Annotated in this window: 15 protein-coding genes; all 15 read left to right on the top strand. The window is 41.8% G+C overall.

Annotated elements, in window-relative coordinates:
- Window positions 1–4: 4 nt before the first annotated feature.
- Complete coding sequence (locus DXB43_RS05770) at window positions 5–1,612, top strand: flagellar M-ring protein FliF C-terminal domain-containing protein (RefSeq protein WP_117947050.1); 1,608 nt, start codon at window positions 5–7, stop codon at window positions 1,610–1,612.
- Window positions 1,613–2,620 (top strand): flagellar motor switch protein FliG, encoded by a 1,008-nt coding sequence (fliG, locus tag DXB43_RS05775; RefSeq protein ID WP_022243314.1) that lies wholly within the window; start codon window positions 1,613–1,615, stop codon window positions 2,618–2,620.
- Window positions 2,613–3,404, top strand: a complete 792-nt coding sequence (locus DXB43_RS05780; protein WP_158567195.1) for a FliH/SctL family protein — start codon at window positions 2,613–2,615, stop codon at window positions 3,402–3,404. Before fliG ends, DXB43_RS05780 begins: the two co-directional genes overlap by 8 nt.
- A gap of 10 nt (window positions 3,405–3,414) precedes the next feature.
- On the top strand, window positions 3,415–4,722 hold the full coding sequence (gene fliI / locus DXB43_RS05785) for a flagellar protein export ATPase FliI (protein ID WP_117698274.1): 1,308 nt from the start codon (window positions 3,415–3,417) through the stop codon (window positions 4,720–4,722).
- Between the two features lie 9 nt (window positions 4,723–4,731).
- On the top strand, window positions 4,732–5,178 hold the full coding sequence (gene fliJ, locus DXB43_RS05790; RefSeq protein ID WP_117698273.1) for a flagellar export protein FliJ: 447 nt from the start codon (window positions 4,732–4,734) through the stop codon (window positions 5,176–5,178).
- 15 nt (window positions 5,179–5,193) lie between these two features.
- Window positions 5,194–6,018: a MotE family protein gene (locus DXB43_RS05795; protein WP_117947052.1), complete on the top strand. Its 825-nt coding sequence runs from the start codon at window positions 5,194–5,196 to the stop codon at window positions 6,016–6,018.
- A 35-nt stretch (window positions 6,019–6,053) separates the two neighbouring features.
- The gene (locus DXB43_RS05800; protein WP_117947053.1) at window positions 6,054–7,529 is read left to right on the top strand and encodes a flagellar hook-length control protein FliK; all 1,476 of its coding nucleotides are present in this window, start codon (window positions 6,054–6,056) and stop codon (window positions 7,527–7,529) included.
- 13 nt (window positions 7,530–7,542) lie between these two features.
- Window positions 7,543–8,265 carry a flagellar hook capping FlgD N-terminal domain-containing protein gene (locus tag DXB43_RS05805; RefSeq protein ID WP_117947054.1) on the top strand — a complete coding sequence of 241 codons (723 nt, stop codon included), beginning with the start codon at window positions 7,543–7,545 and terminating at the stop codon, window positions 8,263–8,265.
- 30 nt (window positions 8,266–8,295) lie between these two features.
- Window positions 8,296–8,694, top strand: a complete 399-nt coding sequence (locus DXB43_RS05810; RefSeq protein ID WP_022243307.1) for a TIGR02530 family flagellar biosynthesis protein — start codon at window positions 8,296–8,298, stop codon at window positions 8,692–8,694.
- 81 nt (window positions 8,695–8,775) lie between these two features.
- Window positions 8,776–10,482: a flagellar hook protein FlgE gene (locus DXB43_RS05815; protein ID WP_117947055.1), complete on the top strand. Its 1,707-nt coding sequence runs from the start codon at window positions 8,776–8,778 to the stop codon at window positions 10,480–10,482.
- 254 nt (window positions 10,483–10,736) lie between these two features.
- Complete coding sequence (locus DXB43_RS05820; RefSeq protein ID WP_117841168.1) at window positions 10,737–11,537, top strand: motility protein A; 801 nt, start codon at window positions 10,737–10,739, stop codon at window positions 11,535–11,537.
- Window positions 11,537–12,370: an OmpA/MotB family protein gene (locus DXB43_RS05825; protein ID WP_022243304.1), complete on the top strand. Its 834-nt coding sequence runs from the start codon at window positions 11,537–11,539 to the stop codon at window positions 12,368–12,370. The genes DXB43_RS05820 and DXB43_RS05825 overlap by 1 nt, the downstream gene beginning before the upstream one ends.
- Window positions 12,371–12,381: 11 nt before the next feature.
- Entirely contained in the window at window positions 12,382–12,894 is a 513-nt protein-coding gene (locus DXB43_RS05830) for a flagellar basal body-associated FliL family protein (protein ID WP_117699053.1), read from the top strand.
- 42 nt (window positions 12,895–12,936) lie between these two features.
- Entirely contained in the window at window positions 12,937–13,917 is a 981-nt protein-coding gene (fliM, locus tag DXB43_RS05835; protein ID WP_117699052.1) for a flagellar motor switch protein FliM, read from the top strand.
- A 3-nt stretch (window positions 13,918–13,920) separates the two neighbouring features.
- Window positions 13,921–15,075 carry a flagellar motor switch phosphatase FliY gene (fliY, locus tag DXB43_RS05840; RefSeq protein WP_117699051.1) on the top strand — a complete coding sequence of 385 codons (1,155 nt, stop codon included), beginning with the start codon at window positions 13,921–13,923 and terminating at the stop codon, window positions 15,073–15,075.
- The last annotated feature ends 6 nt before the right edge of the window (window positions 15,076–15,081 follow it).

Here is a 15,081-nt window from a genome sequence, read left to right on the forward strand (position 1 = left end):
GATTATGCCAGACAGATTGAAAGCAATATTAGAAAAAATAAAAGAGTGGTGGCTGAAGTTTACAACAAAGCAGAAGACGCTTCTTATCAGTATTACGGCTGTAGTAATTCTTGCATTGGTGATACTGGCTGTCGTGATGACCAAACCTACGATGGTTCAGCTGATAACCTGTGAGGATGCAACGCAGGCATCATCTGTAAAAGACCTTTTGGATGGAAACAGCATAGATTATGAGGTTTCTTCTGATGGAATGACTTTTTCGGTAAATGCAAAGAATCAGGCAGATGCAAATATTTTGCTTGGTTCAAACAGTATTCCGACCAACGGATTTACCATTGATGATGCATTAAGCGGCAGTATCAGCACAACGGAAGCTGATAAGAGTAAACGGTATCAGGTTTTTTTGGAAGATAAATTTGCAAAAGAACTGGAAAATATGGATTTGATTAAGTCGGCAGATGTTAACTTAAATATTCCGGAAGATGATGGAACCTTAGTTACAAGAAATCAGGAGTCCTATGCCAGCGTTAAGCTGGAACTGAACGGAGAGATGTCCGAAGACCAGGCGGCATCTTTAGCAAGATATATAGCAACTGAGATTGGCAATTCTTCCACGGATAATATTACGATTATTGACTCTAATTCCAACCTTTTATTTGCGGGTGGAGAAGAGAGTACAGCAATCGGAACTGCCAGCACACAGCTCAGCTATCAGACAAAGAAAGAAACACAGGTGAAGAAGGCTGTTACAGATGTGATTAAGGGAACAGACCTTTATGATACGATTGATGTAGGATTAAATTTAAAGCTGAATTTTGATCAGGTTACGACTAATGAGACAAATTATTCTGCGCAGGGAGACAGGGATGAAGGACTGATTACCCATGAGGACCGTTATCAGTCAGACTCAACCGGTGGTACGTCGGGAACGCCGGGAACAGACTCTAATGGAGATGGAACAACTTATGTACTTCCGGATGGAAGCACATCAGAAAGCTCTATTACAGATGATTCCATTGACCGTGCACTGGATGAAAAGAACACCCAGACCATTGGCTCTGTAGGAGATATAGAATATGACCAGTCATCCATATCTGTAACGGTAGCCCGTTATGTGACTTATAATGAGGATACCTTAAAAGCAGATGGTACTCTGGACAATATGACCTTTGATGAATTTGTAACACAGAATAACAACCGGGTAAAGGGAACGGTAGATCAGGATCTTTATACTATGGTATCCAATGCAACCGGTATCCCGGCATCTAATATTTCGATTGTCAGCTATGATATTCCGATGTTTGAATATTCTAAGGGCAGCGGCAGGGGCTTTCAGGATTACCTGCAGATTATTCTTGCGGTTCTGATTTTTGCACTGTTAGGATATGTGGTATTCCGCAGTACCAGAAAAGAAAAAGAAACTGAGATTGAACCGGAACTTTCTGTAGAATCGTTGCTTGAGACAACCAAGCAGGCAGAACAGGAAGATTTGGAAGATATTGGTTACAATGAGAAGTCAGAGATTCGTGTCCTGATTGAAAAATTCGTAGATGAAAATCCGGAGGCTGTTGCGTCGTTGCTTCGTAACTGGCTGAATGAGGAGTGGGAATAAATGGGAACAGAAGAATATAATGGCATTCAGAAAGCGGCAATATTGCTGATAGCATTAGGACCGGAGAAGTCGGCCAGTATTTTCAAACATTTAAAAGAAGATGAAATAGAAGAACTGACACTGGAGATTGCAAATACCAGAAGCGTGTCACCACAGACCAAAGAAAGCGTATTAAACGAATTCTATCAGGTATGCCTTGCACAGCAGTATATTGCAGAAGGTGGTATTGGCTATGCCAAAGAACTCCTGGATAAGGCATTAGGCAGCGACAAGGCACAGGAGGTTATTACAAAACTGACAGCATCCCTTCAGGTTCGTCCGTTCGAATTTGTACGGAAGACAGATCCAAGTCAGGTGTTGAACTTTATTCAGGACGAGCATCCACAGACCATAGCCATGATTTTGTCATATCTGTCACCGGCACAGTCTGCAATGATTTTAGGAGCCCTGACACCGGAGAAACAGGCAGATGTTGCAAAACGTATTGCCAAGATGGACAGGACTTCACCAGATGTAATCAAAGAGGTAGAGCGTGTGTTAGAGAGAAAACTTTCTTCCCTGATCAATCAGGATTACACAATTGTGGGTGGTGTAGATGCTATCGTTGGTATTTTGAATACGGTAGACCGTGGAACAGAGAAACATATTATGGAATCCTTAGAAATCGAAGAGCCGGAACTTGCAGACGAAATCCGCAAGAAGATGTTTGTGTTCGAAGACATCCTGTTGCTGGACGACCGTGCAATCCAGCGTGTGCTGCGTGATGTGGACAACAATGACCTTGCTGTTGCACTGAAGGGTGCCAACGAAGAGGTTCAGAATGTTATCTTTAAGAACCTGTCCAAACGTCTTGCTGCCATGATTCGTGAAGATATGGAATTCATGGGTCCGGTAAGAATGAAGGATGTAGAAGAAGCACAGCAGAAGATTGTTGGTATTATTCGTAAACTGGAAGACTCCGCAGAAATTGTAATTTCCCGTGGCGGAGGTGATGAGATTATTGTCTAATTTATATAAACAGCGTTTTATCACGAATGAATCTGAGAGCCGCGTGATTAATTCCAATACGCTGGCGTATCGTATTTTAGAAGAACAGTCCCGGGCTCTTGCAAAGACAAGAGAACCGGAACAGCCACAGGCAGAGTCAGGTGGATTTGTAGAAGGAATTACTGCACCGCAGGTGGAAACAATTGATTATGAAGCAGAGGCAAAGGAAAAAGCAGAAGAAATTTTAGCACAGGCAAATGCCGAAGCAGACGAAATCCGAAAAGCAGCCCGGGAGGAAGCAGACGAAATTCGTAAGCAGGCACAGGAACAGGGACAGGCAGAAGGTTTGGAACAGGGAATGCAGGAAGGTGCTGCGGTTTATGATGCAAAGTTAGAGAGCATTGGAAAAAGGGAACAGCAGCTGCAGGATTCTTATCTGGAACAGATGCGGGAACTGGAACCGAAGCTTGTACATACAATTACAGATGTGGTTTCCCATGTTTTCCATGTGCAGTTCCATGATAAGGATGAGATTGTACTTTATCTTGTAAAACGGGCAATGGAATCCATTGACGGACCGAAAGAATTTACAATCAAAGCAGGTCCGAAACAGGCAGCATATCTGGAAGAACATAAACAGGAGCTGTTAGAATGCGTGGGACAGAATGCAACTTTGGATTTAGTTACCATTCATTCCATGACTGAAGGAGAATGTATCATAGAGACAGATACAGGAGTGTTTGAGTGTGGAATGGATGTCCAGCTGGATAATCTGATTCGTGATATACAGTCATTGTGTATGTGAGGAAAAAAGAGTGACATGTGATTTGGAAAAATATCAGTTACTTTCGGATAAGACATATTATACCTGCCTTGGAAGAGTGTCTAAGGTAGTAGGTCTTACCATTGAATCTATCGGACCGGAAGCAAAACTGAATGACTTGTGTAAAATATATCGGGATAGAGAGCAAAAAGAATATGTCATGGCAGAGGTAGTCGGTTTTAAGGATAACCGGCTGTTATTGATGCCTTTTGACAGTATTGAAGGTCTGGGTGTTGGATGTATCGTAGCAAATACGGGACATCCTTTGTCTGTTTTGGTGGGAGATGAGGTTTTAGGCCATATTCTGGATGGAATTGGACGACCGACAGATGTGGATGAGATTCATACCGATAAGGAATATCCGATTGAAGCCCCGCCACCAGATCCGATGAAGCGTGAAATCATCAGTGAGGTATTACCACTGGGAGTTAAAGCAGTGGATGGATTAATTACCATTGGAAAGGGACAGCGTATTGGAATTTTTGCGGGTTCCGGAGTTGGTAAGAGTACCCTGCTTGGTATGTTTGCAAGAAATACCAAAGCGGATATCAATGTAATTGCCCTGATTGGAGAGCGGGGCAGAGAGGTGAGAGAATTTATTGAACGGGACCTTGGCGAAGAAGGTATGCGCCGTTCGGTGGTAATTGTGGCAACTTCAGATAAACCGGCATTGATTCGTAATAAAGCAGCCAAAACTGCAACAGCTGTAGCGGAATATTTCAGGGATCAGGGAAAAGATGTACTGCTGATGATGGATTCACTGACCCGATTCTCCATGGCACAAAGAGAAATCGGACTTGCTACCGGGGAACCACCGGTTACCCGTGGATATCCACCAAGCGTGTATTCGGAAATGCCGAAATTATTAGAGCGGGCAGGAACAGCAGAAAGAGGTTCTATTACCGGACTTTATACGGTGCTGGTAGACGGTGACGATTTTAATGAGCCGATTACCGATACAGCAAGAAGTATTCTGGATGGACATATTGTGTTATCCAGAAAATTAGGACATAAGAATCATTATCCGGCAATCGATATTTTGCAGAGTATTTCCCGTGTAATGAGTTCCATTGTTTCGGCGGAGCATAAGGCGGTGGCAGGAAAGCTGAAAAATGTACTGGCAACCTATCAGGAAGCAGAAGATTTGATTAATATTGGCGCTTATAAGAGCGGCTCCAATGAAGAAATTGATTATGCGGTTTCTAAGATAAAAGCGGTCAATGAGTTTCTGTGTCAGAGGACTGATGAAAAATTTACATTTGAAGAAGAATTGACATTGTTGGAAGATGTATTCAAGTAGGAATGAGATATGGCAAAATTTATTTACCGAATGCAGAATATTTTAGATATTAAATTAAAACTGGAAAGTCAGGCAAAGATTGCATACAGCCAGGCAAATGCAGCACTCCGGGAAGAAGAGGCAAAGCTTTTAAAACTCTTTGAGCGGAAGAATGCATATGATAACCGGGCAAAAGAGTTGGTTGAAGGCAAAATAGATTTGCTGGAAATAAAAAAATGCAGACAGGCAATTGAAAGCATGAAGGTGTTGATTCGAAGACAGATGATGCAGGTGCAGGTAGCAGAGAAAAATGTGGAAGCCGCCAGGCAGAAACTGGAAGAAGTTATGAAAGAGCGAAAGACGCAGGAAAAACTACGGGAAAAGGATTTTGAAGATTTCAAACAACAACTGGCGCAGGAAGATAACAAGGTAGTAGACGAACTGGTAAGCTATAGCTATGGCAGACCGAAAAAATAGACAGGTGGTGTAACGATGGCAGAAGAAATGGATAAGAAAGCAGCAAAGAAAGCGGAGAAGGCAAGAAAGAAGGCAGAAAAAAAGACTGCAAAGAACATGGAAACTGATTTGGAAAATACAGAAGAAGAGGAAGGCGGTTCTTCAAAACTGGCAGTTGCTCTGGTAACATTGGTCATCATTATTGTATGGCTGGCAATACTGGCACTGCTGATTAAATGGGATGTTGGAGGATTTGGCTCTACGGTAATGCGTCCACTATTAAAAGATATTCCGTATGTTAACCGGATTTTACCGGACTCTGAGGACGATCTTTCTACGGAAGAGGATTATCCATATAAGAATATGGATGAAGCGGTAGCTTACATAAAAGAACTGGAGCAGGAACTGGCACAGGCACAGCAGGGGAGCAGTGAAAACAGTGCTTATATCGCGGATTTGGAAGCACAGTCCCAGAAGCTGAAAGAATATGAAGCAAATGAGGCTGCTTTTGAAGAAGAAAAAGAAAAATTTTATAATGAGGTTGTTTTTTCGGACCAGGCACCCGATATAGAACAATATAAGGAATATTATGAGAGTATTGATCCGGATAATGCGGAACTTTTGTATAAACAGGTAGTGGAACAGCAGCAGACAGACAGTAAGATATCTGATTATGTTAAGGGCTATTCCCAGATGAAACCGAAGGAAGCAGCAGCCATATTTGACACCATGACAGATAATCTGAATCTGGTGGCACAGATATTGGAAAATATGGATGCGCAGTCAAGAGCTGATATTCTAGGGAAAATGAATTCTGATACAGCCGCAAAGGTGACAGAAATCATGAATCCTTCAGAATAAATAAAATTGAATAAAGAAGAAAGGAGGAAGAATACATGACGAGTGCAAAGATTTCGGGAATGGTATCAACCCCTGGAACTTTAGACACAGGACTTTCCAAAGTGACGGGCACTGTGGAAAAAGGGTTATGTGCAACTGCACAGGCAAGCTTTGCTTCTGTGATGGAACAGAAAACATCCGGTTATGGAAACCAGCAGCTTACCAGTGAAAATCCGGTAGGAAAAGAACCTGCAGCAACAGCCACACAGCCGGCAGCTGTAGCAGACAGCACAAAGAAACTGAATGTAAAGGAGAATTCTCCTACACAGAAAGTGGAAGAACTGCAGAATCAGCTGGAAGACACAAAGGATGCATTTGAAACTGGTGTAAAAGAAATTCTGAAAGATGAACTTGGCGTTTCGGATGAGCAGGTAGAAGATGCTATGTCTATACTGGGATTGCAGTGGATGGATTTACTGAACCCGGCAAGCCTTTCACAGCTTGTGACACAACTGACAGGAACTGAGGATGCCTGTTCACTGCTTATGAGTGAAGAATTCACAAATATTATGCAGAATACAGATGCGTTGGTTCAGAGCTTAAGTGAGACACTTGGAATTTCTAAGGATGAGTGGGTAGCATTACAGAATCAGTTGGCAGAACTGACAGCGGATTTTAACGAAACAGTGGATATGGCAGATGGCGGCGTGCAGGAAATTGCTCCACAGACTGATGCGACAATTACTTCACAGGATACAACAGTAATGGCAGCTACAGTTCAGATGACCCATACTACAGAAGAAACACAGAATGTACAGCCGGAAGAAGAGACAGAAGATGCAGCGCCGGTAATTCAGGTGAATGCGTCAGAGGATGCACAGACTGAAAACAATGTATCAGAGAATGCGTCCGGTGAAATGGGCGAGCCAGCAGCCCAGTCACAGAAAACGAAAGAGAGCAGTGTAAATGAACATGCGCAGAATATGGAATTTCAGGTAAGAGCAGAACAGCAGACTGTAGCACCGGAAGAGGTAAATAAGGTGGCATCCCGTACAACCATTGATGTGCAGGATATTATGAACCAGATTACAGAATTCGCAAAAGTGAATCTCTCCCCAGAAAATTCATCCATTGAGATGCAGCTGAATCCGGAAAATCTCGGAAAAGTATATTTACACATTGCAGCAACCAAAGAAGGAAATATAACTGCAGAACTGGCAGTAAGCAGTGAAACAGTAAAGACCGCTTTGGAAGCACAGATTGCAGACCTTCGAACCAGTTTAAACCAGCAGGGAATCAAAGTAGATGCAGTCGAAGTTACAATAGCAAGTCATGAATTTGAACGGAACTTGGAGCAGAATGCATCTGGAGAAGAACAGCAGGGCAGTCAGAGAGAAGAATCTGGAAGAACAGCCGGAAGAAGATTGTTCCGTGGAGAATTGGACGAGTTATCCGGGCTTATGAATGAAGAAGAAGCATTGGCAGCCCAGATTATGAAAGACCATGGAAATACCATGGATGTAACAGCGTAGAAAGGAGCACAAAATGATAACACAGCTTATAAAAAATGGAGAGGTTGTGGATACCAGTGCAGAATCAAATTCCTCATCCTCTACTTCCAAAAAATCCGGAGGTAGTCTGGATAAAGATGCGTTTTTACAACTGTTAGTAGCACAGATGAAATATCAGGATCCATTGGAACCAACAGATAATACAGAGTATATTTCACAGTTGGCAACATTCTCACAGTTAGAGGAAACCCAGAATATGCAGGCATCCTTACAGGAGATGGAAGCAAATTCACTGGTGGGAAAACAGGTAGTACTTCGTGTTACATCTTCTGCAACAGGCGAGACATCCGATGTTACCGGAACAGTAGACAGTGTAATCCATGAGAACAATAAGACTTATCTTATGGTAAATAACAACCTTTACTCCATTGACGATTTATATTCTGTTATGGACGACAGTTACATGGATGCAATCAGCCTTGCAAAATCATTTTCACTTGCAATTGCATCATTGCCTTCAGCAGATGAACTTACACTGGATAATGCAGGTACACTGACTAACCTTCGGAAAGCATATGACAGCATGACCAGTTATCAGAAGTCATTCATTAAACAGAGTGATATCGATAAACTTGTAAAACTGGAAGAGAAAATGAAACAGTTACAGGCTGCTGCCGGAGGAAACGGTGATAAGACAGAAGGTAACGGTGGTACAGAAGACAAAAAAGATACAGAAGAAACAGGGAAAGCAGAGTAAACCACGGAAGGTTATTAGGGAGATGAAAGCATGAATAAGATAGCAAATCAATTCACTTCCATTGAACAGGTAGCAGACCAGTATCTCAATCCTTCGAAGAGTAATAAAACGCAGCCGGAGCAGGGAGCTTCTTTTGCGGAGGTATTAAAAGAAAAGCAAAAAGCAGCAGATGTTTCCGAAGTGAAATTTTCGAAGCATGCAAGCATGCGGTTGTCTACCCGGAATATCAGTCTTTCAGACCAGCAGAGTGAACGCTTGGAAGCGGGTGTGGAGATGGCTGAGAAGAAAGGAATCAAAGAATCCTTAGTAGTAGTTGATTCGCTGGCATTCATTGTAAATGTACCGAGCAGGACAGTTGTAACAGCAATGGACCAGAATGAATCAGAAAATAATGTTTTTACAAATATTGATGGTGCAGTAATAGCATAGCCGGACCTTATGGAGGCTGTGAGAACCCTGACTGACAGATGGGTTCTGCGTCAGATATCAAATTTAGGAGGTCATTTCATTATGATGAGATCAATGTATTCTGCTGTGTCAGGACTTAAGACACATCAGACAAAGATGGATGTTATCGGTAACAATATTGCCAATGTAAATACCGTGGCATTTAAAGAGTCCAGTGTAACATTCAGCGAGATTATGTATCAGACAATTTCCGGTGCATCCGGAGCAAATGCAACAACCGGAACCGGTGGAATTAATGCTAAGCAGATTGGTCTTGGTGTAACAACAGGTTCTACTTCCATCGACATTACTTCCGGTGGAGCAGCCCAGACAACCGGAAAAGCATTTGACTTAAGAATTACAGATAAGGGTAATACAACAAGTTTCTTTGTTGTAAGTAATGGTACTGAAAATCTTTTTACCAGGGCAGGTTCTTTCTATATTGACGGCTCAGGAAACCTTGCCATGACATCTACCGGATACAATGTTATGGGATGGCAGGTAGACCCGACCACCGGACAGATTAAAAAAGACCAGGTATCTGCACTTCGCATCATGCAGGAAAGCAATCTTACTTCTCCGGCAGAAGCAACAACGAATGCAGTTTGTGGTGGTATTGTAGATAAAAACAGTACAGAAATAACCAGCGAAAGCGGATATGCCATGAATTTGAATTTCTTTGATGCATTGGGATATTCCTATACAGCAAAATTTGCAGTCAAAGGTGTAGATACCGATGCCGGAACTTATACTGTTGAGTTGAGTGCTATTTATGATTCTTCCAATAAGAATATCTTAGAGGAGTTTTTGGCAAACGGTGGAAATCTTTCTGATGTATTTGGAGCAAATGCCAGCGGTGGAATTACTAATGCACAGACTGCTTACAATGCAATCAGTACAGAGTGGACAGATACCGGAGCATCTAATTCCTTTGGCGGAAATACATATCATCAGTTCCGTAACAGCAGTGGTGAAATGTACTATATCAATACAACACAGAATGCCGCTACCGGACAGTATGACAGCAAAGTATATCGTGCAATTACTTCAGCCGGTGGTGTAGTAAAAGGATACGAAGCAGTAACGGACGTATCACTTTCTGATATTTATACCGGGTTACAGCCTGGTGCAACCATCAACAGCATTACTGATGGTAATCCACCTACTATTGAAGCAACAGCAGTAAATTACGAACTGAAGTTTGATACTGGTACTGGAAAAGGTAAATTTGTTTCCGTGGGTGACAGCACTAACGGCTCAGTCACATTGAACATGAAACAGTTAGGCGACCAGTTTGAAAATATTTCCATTGATTTTACACAGTGTAAGAATTCTAATAATGGTGGAACATCTACTGTTGGAATGGATGCGGGAGCAATTGATGGAACAACCGGAACAGGTAAGAAGCTTGGAGCATTAACCGGTGTATTTGTAGATACCAATGGTAAAATTTACGGTTCTTACGATAATGGTAATACTGTTCTTTTGGGCCAGATTGCATCTGCCCGCTTTGCAAATGCAGCCGGACTTGAAAAAGTAGGAGATAACTGCTACCGTACTACTTTAAACTCCGGTGAATTTGATGGAATTGGTGTCGAAATTACTTCAAACGGAAGTACCATGAATTCCGGAGAACTGGAAATGTCCAACGTAGACCTGGCTTCTGAATTTACCGAGATGATTACCACGCAGAGAGGTTTCCAGGCAAACTCAAGAGTAATTACTACATCCGATACGCTTCTTGAGGAGTTGATTAATCTGAAACGATAATAAAAATAGTCAGATATAGCGAAAAATAATATAAAAACAGTACATATAGGGGAACTATATTTGATAGTTCCCCTATATATGGTATAATAGAAAATGGAATTGTTTCTAAAATAATTGTAAAAAAAGTAGACATTTTGATGAAAGTTTAGTAAGATGATATAGAAATGAAAATGAAAATACAAAAAGGTGGGTAACAAGGACCATTTTCAGAAGAATGGTGTTCCCATAATTTTATAGAAATGTAGGTGGATAAATTGGATATAGCATCACTTATTGGTACCCTGATGGGGCTGGCAATGGTATTATTTGGAATTATTCAGAGTGCGGGCGTATCAGCAATATGGAATACATATATGGACTTCCCATCCGCTGTTATTACGATTGGAGGATCTATTGCTGGTGTTCTGGCATGTAACAGTATGGCAGATTTCATTAATGGCTTTAAGTCAGCGGGAAATGCTTTTAAGTTACATAAGAATGACCCGAGTGAGATTATTGGAAATATCATTAATCTTTCAAATATTGCCAGAAAAGAGGGGCTTCTTGCATTGGAAGAAGCAGCGAATGATATTGATGATGACTTTCTGAAAAAAGGAGTTATGCTGGTAGTAGATGGAACTGACCCGGAACTGGTGCGTGGAATTCTGGAAACAGATTTGGGCTGCATTGAGGACCGGCATAAGAAAGTAATCGGCTTCTGGGAAAAGTGGGGAGAATTAGCTCCGGCCTGGGGTATGATTGGTACCCTGATTGGTCTGATTAATATGTTGAAGGATTTACAGGATGCATCTTCCATCGGACCTAATATGGCAGTTGCCTTGATTACAACATTGTATGGTTCGCTGATATCTAACTGGATCTGTAATCCGATTGCATCAAAGATGTCAGATAATAATGCCAGAGAAATTATAATGAAAGAGGTTACCGTTGAGGGACTTTTGTCTATTCAGGCAGGAGAAAACCCTCGTGTAATAGAAGAAAAACTGAAATCATTCCTGTCACCACAGGCAAGAGAGGCTTATAATGCACAAGATGAAGCCGGAGGTGAAGAATAATGGCGAGAAAGAAGCGGGAACCGGAAGCAAAGCCGGCGGCTGGCTGGATAACCACCTTTAGTGATTTGATGAATCTGTTGCTGTGCTTTTTCGTGTTGCTTTTTTCCATGTCTACCGTTGATGCAGAGAAGTTTCAGATGGTGATAGCCTCGCTGCAGAGCAGCTTAAGTATTATGCCGGCAGGCAGTATGAGTATTGGCGAGGGAGAAATGGTGGGCAACGGAATCAGCCAGTTGCCGAATATTGATGTTTTTTTTGAAACGTCCTCAGGAGAGGATGGGGATTCCCAGGGTGGCAAAACAGAAGAGACTGAGACTGAGACAGATGTAGCAGAGCAGTATAAAGAACAGGCATTGGCGGAATCAGAACAAATGGCAGAACAAATCGAGCAGCAGATAGAGGCGGGTGGATTACAGAATCAGGTGGAAGTAGATTTTAATGCCGAGTATGTAAAACTTACATTAAATGGAGCAATATTATTTGATTCGGCAAAGGCAAATATCCGGGAAGATGCCCAGCCGCTGATTGCTAAAATAGGAACTATCCTGGAAAACTATGACAGCAATGTGATTGAAATTGAAGGACATACCGACAATGTGCCAATCCATTCGTCAAAATATGAAAACAATAATGTACTGTCCATGTACCGGGCACTTTCTGTGGCGGATTTTATCCGGGATAATACCACATTGGATCCGGCACTGATTAAATCCTCAGGAAGAGGGGAATATGTTCCTGTAGCAGATAATACTACAGAGGAAGGCAGAGCAAGAAACCGTCGTGTTGAAATTAAGGTATATAATTCATATAATTCCGGCGGCGCTACAGAATAGGAGGAAATGAGATGAAGAAGAACCTTATGTCAGTGCTTATTTTGGCACTGGTTCTGGTGAACCTGATTTTGACAGGAATACTTACAATAACAATCCTGCCGCAAACAAAGAAATCCAATGAGCTGGTAAACAAGGTATGCAGTGCAATTGATCTGGAGCTGGAGAGTGGGGATGGAACTGAGTCTGCCAGCATTCCAATGGACCAGATTGTGACCTATAAAATTGAAGATGCCATGACAATCAATTTAAAAACAGGTGCAGATGGCGAAACTCATTATGTAAAGCTTACAGCATCCATTTCCATGGACAGCAAGAACGATGGATATAAAACCTATGGCGAAGATATGGCTGATCGTGAAACAATTTTAAAAGATACCATTAATAGCGTAATTAATACCTATACAATGGATGAATTTAATGCGGATCGGCAGGCGGTTAAAGACGCTATACTGGCAGAACTACAGAAGCAGTTTGGTTCAGATTTTATCATTGCAGTCAACTTCTCGGAAGTAACTGTAGTATAGGATTAAAAATAGTAAGCATGAAATATAAGGTGGTGAGAGTCCGTGAGCGAAGTTTTATCTCAGAATGAGATAGATAACCTGCTTCAGGCATTGAGCAGCGGCGAGCTGGATGTAGAAGAAATGAAGGACAATGGCGAGAAGCAGATTAAGAATTATGATTTCGCCAGACCTTCCAAGTTTTCAAAAGAACACTTAAGAACACTGGAGATTGTGTTTGAACATTATGGCAGACTGATATCCACAAATCTTCCGGTTTATCTAAGAAAAAATATTCAGGTTGAGGTGATGAACTCTGAAGCAGTTACCTATTCTGAGTTTTCAAATGCACTTTCTAATCCGGTGGTTCTTGGTATTGTTAATTTTTCTCCATTGAAAGGTTCGGTTATTCTGGAGATTGCTTCAAATCTTGCATATGCCATGGTGGATCGTATGCTTGGTGGAAGCGGAGAACCATTAGCGAAAGTCCGTGACTTTTCAGAAATAGAGTTGCTGATTATAGAAAGAATTATGGGAGTCTGCGTCGACCTGCTCCGGGAACCGTGGGAAAATGTTGTGGATTTACATCCAAGACTGGAACGTATTGAAACAAATTCACAGTTTGCCCAGATTATTTCTCCGAGTGAAATGATTGCAATTGTTACAATTAATGTAAAAATAGGAGATGTTGAAGGTCTGATGAATATCTGCCTTCCGTATCTTACTTTGGAACCTGTTATGGACAAGCTGAATACAAAATACTGGTATTCTACCATGCAGGAAAAAGATGAACAGCGTTATACGGAAGCAATTGAAACTTTGATTTCAAAAGCACCGATACCTGTAAAAGCAATTTTAGGTAACAGCACCATATCGGTAAACGACTTCATGAATTTACAGGTGGGTGATATAGTTAGATTGGACACGAAAGTGGACCAGGAGCTGGATGTTTACGTTGGAAACATTCGTAAGTTTACTGCATTGCCGGGAGCTTCGGGTGATGACTATGCAGTAAGAGTAATGTCAGTAATTAGAGAGGAGCAGTAAGTGATGGATGGAGTACTATCGCAAGAAGAAATCAATGCCCTGCTAAATAATCCGGGTGCATCATCAGATACGGCAGATGGACAGCTGAGTGATTCAGAAAAAGACACAATCGGTGAAATTGCTAATATCAGTATGGGTACCGCAGCAACGACATTGTTTTCGCTGGTGAACCGTAAAGTGGAAATATCCACACCGGTTGTTACCATGGCAAACTGGGACGACGTGGTAAAGGCGTATGAGCGTCCGTGTGTATTTATACGAATCGGATTCACCGTTGGATTGGATGGAAGCAATATCCTGATATTAAAGGAGCATGATGTTAAGGTCATTACAGATCTTATGATGGGAGGAGACGGAACCAATACAGACGTGGAACTGGGAGAGCTTCATTTAAGCGCAATCAGTGAAGCAATGAATCAGATGATGGGTTCTGCAGCTACTTCATTATCATCCATGCTGAATAAAAAGATTGATATCAGCCCGCCTGTTGCAGATCTGATTGATCTGACAGGAAATATTGATGAGGGAGCAATTGATGATTTCCTGACACAGCCATTTGTGAAAATCTCTTTTAAAATGGAAATTGGTGATCTTGTGGACAGTGAAATCATGCAGCTGTATCCGGTATCTTTTGCGAGAGAGATGTGTAAAAGTATTACGGAGACCATGACAGGTGGAAATGAACCAATACAGGAAGCAACACCACAGCCGGCACCGGCTCCTGCACCACAACCACAGGCAAGCCAGCCAGCACCACAGCCTCAGCCAATGATAAATCAGCAGCCAATGATGGGACAGCCGATGATGGGGCAGCCAATGATGGGACAACCTGTAGATATGTCGGCAATGTATGCAAACCAGCAGGTAAATGTACAGCCGGCTCAGTTCCAAAATTTTACTGGAGATATGAATGGGGTATTTCCAAAGGAAAATATTGATCTTATTATGGATGTACCATTGGAAGTAACCGTGGAACTGGGAAGAACCAGTAAATCCATTCATGATATATTGGATTTTGCTCCGGGAACAATCATTGAATTGAATAAGATTGCTGGAGAACCAATTGATGTACTGGTAAATGGAAAGTACGTTGCAAAAGGTGAAGTAGTTGTAATTGAAGAAAGCTTTGGTGTAAGAATTACAGAGATTATTAAATAATTAGCA

It is taken from the genome of Roseburia sp. OM04-10BH (assembly GCF_003462605.1).
GTDB lineage: Bacteria > Bacillota > Clostridia > Lachnospirales > Lachnospiraceae > Roseburia_C > Roseburia_C amylophila.

Coding starts and splice junctions, on each gene's coding strand:
- DXB43_RS05770 (WP_117947050.1), top strand. CDS start 5: ATGCCAGACAGATTGAAAGCAATATTAGAAAAAATAAAAGAGTGGTGG.
- fliG (WP_022243314.1), top strand. CDS start 1,613: ATGGGAACAGAAGAATATAATGGCATTCAGAAAGCGGCAATATTGCTG.
- fliJ (WP_117698273.1), top strand. CDS start 4,732: ATGGCAAAATTTATTTACCGAATGCAGAATATTTTAGATATTAAATTA.
- DXB43_RS05795 (WP_117947052.1), top strand. CDS start 5,194: ATGGCAGAAGAAATGGATAAGAAAGCAGCAAAGAAAGCGGAGAAGGCA.
- DXB43_RS05800 (WP_117947053.1), top strand. CDS start 6,054: ATGACGAGTGCAAAGATTTCGGGAATGGTATCAACCCCTGGAACTTTA.
- DXB43_RS05805 (WP_117947054.1), top strand. CDS start 7,543: ATGATAACACAGCTTATAAAAAATGGAGAGGTTGTGGATACCAGTGCA.
- DXB43_RS05810 (WP_022243307.1), top strand. CDS start 8,296: ATGAATAAGATAGCAAATCAATTCACTTCCATTGAACAGGTAGCAGAC.
- DXB43_RS05815 (WP_117947055.1), top strand. CDS start 8,776: ATGATGAGATCAATGTATTCTGCTGTGTCAGGACTTAAGACACATCAG.
- DXB43_RS05825 (WP_022243304.1), top strand. CDS start 11,537: ATGGCGAGAAAGAAGCGGGAACCGGAAGCAAAGCCGGCGGCTGGCTGG.
- DXB43_RS05830 (WP_117699053.1), top strand. CDS start 12,382: ATGAAGAAGAACCTTATGTCAGTGCTTATTTTGGCACTGGTTCTGGTG.
- fliY (WP_117699051.1), top strand. CDS start 13,921: ATGGATGGAGTACTATCGCAAGAAGAAATCAATGCCCTGCTAAATAAT.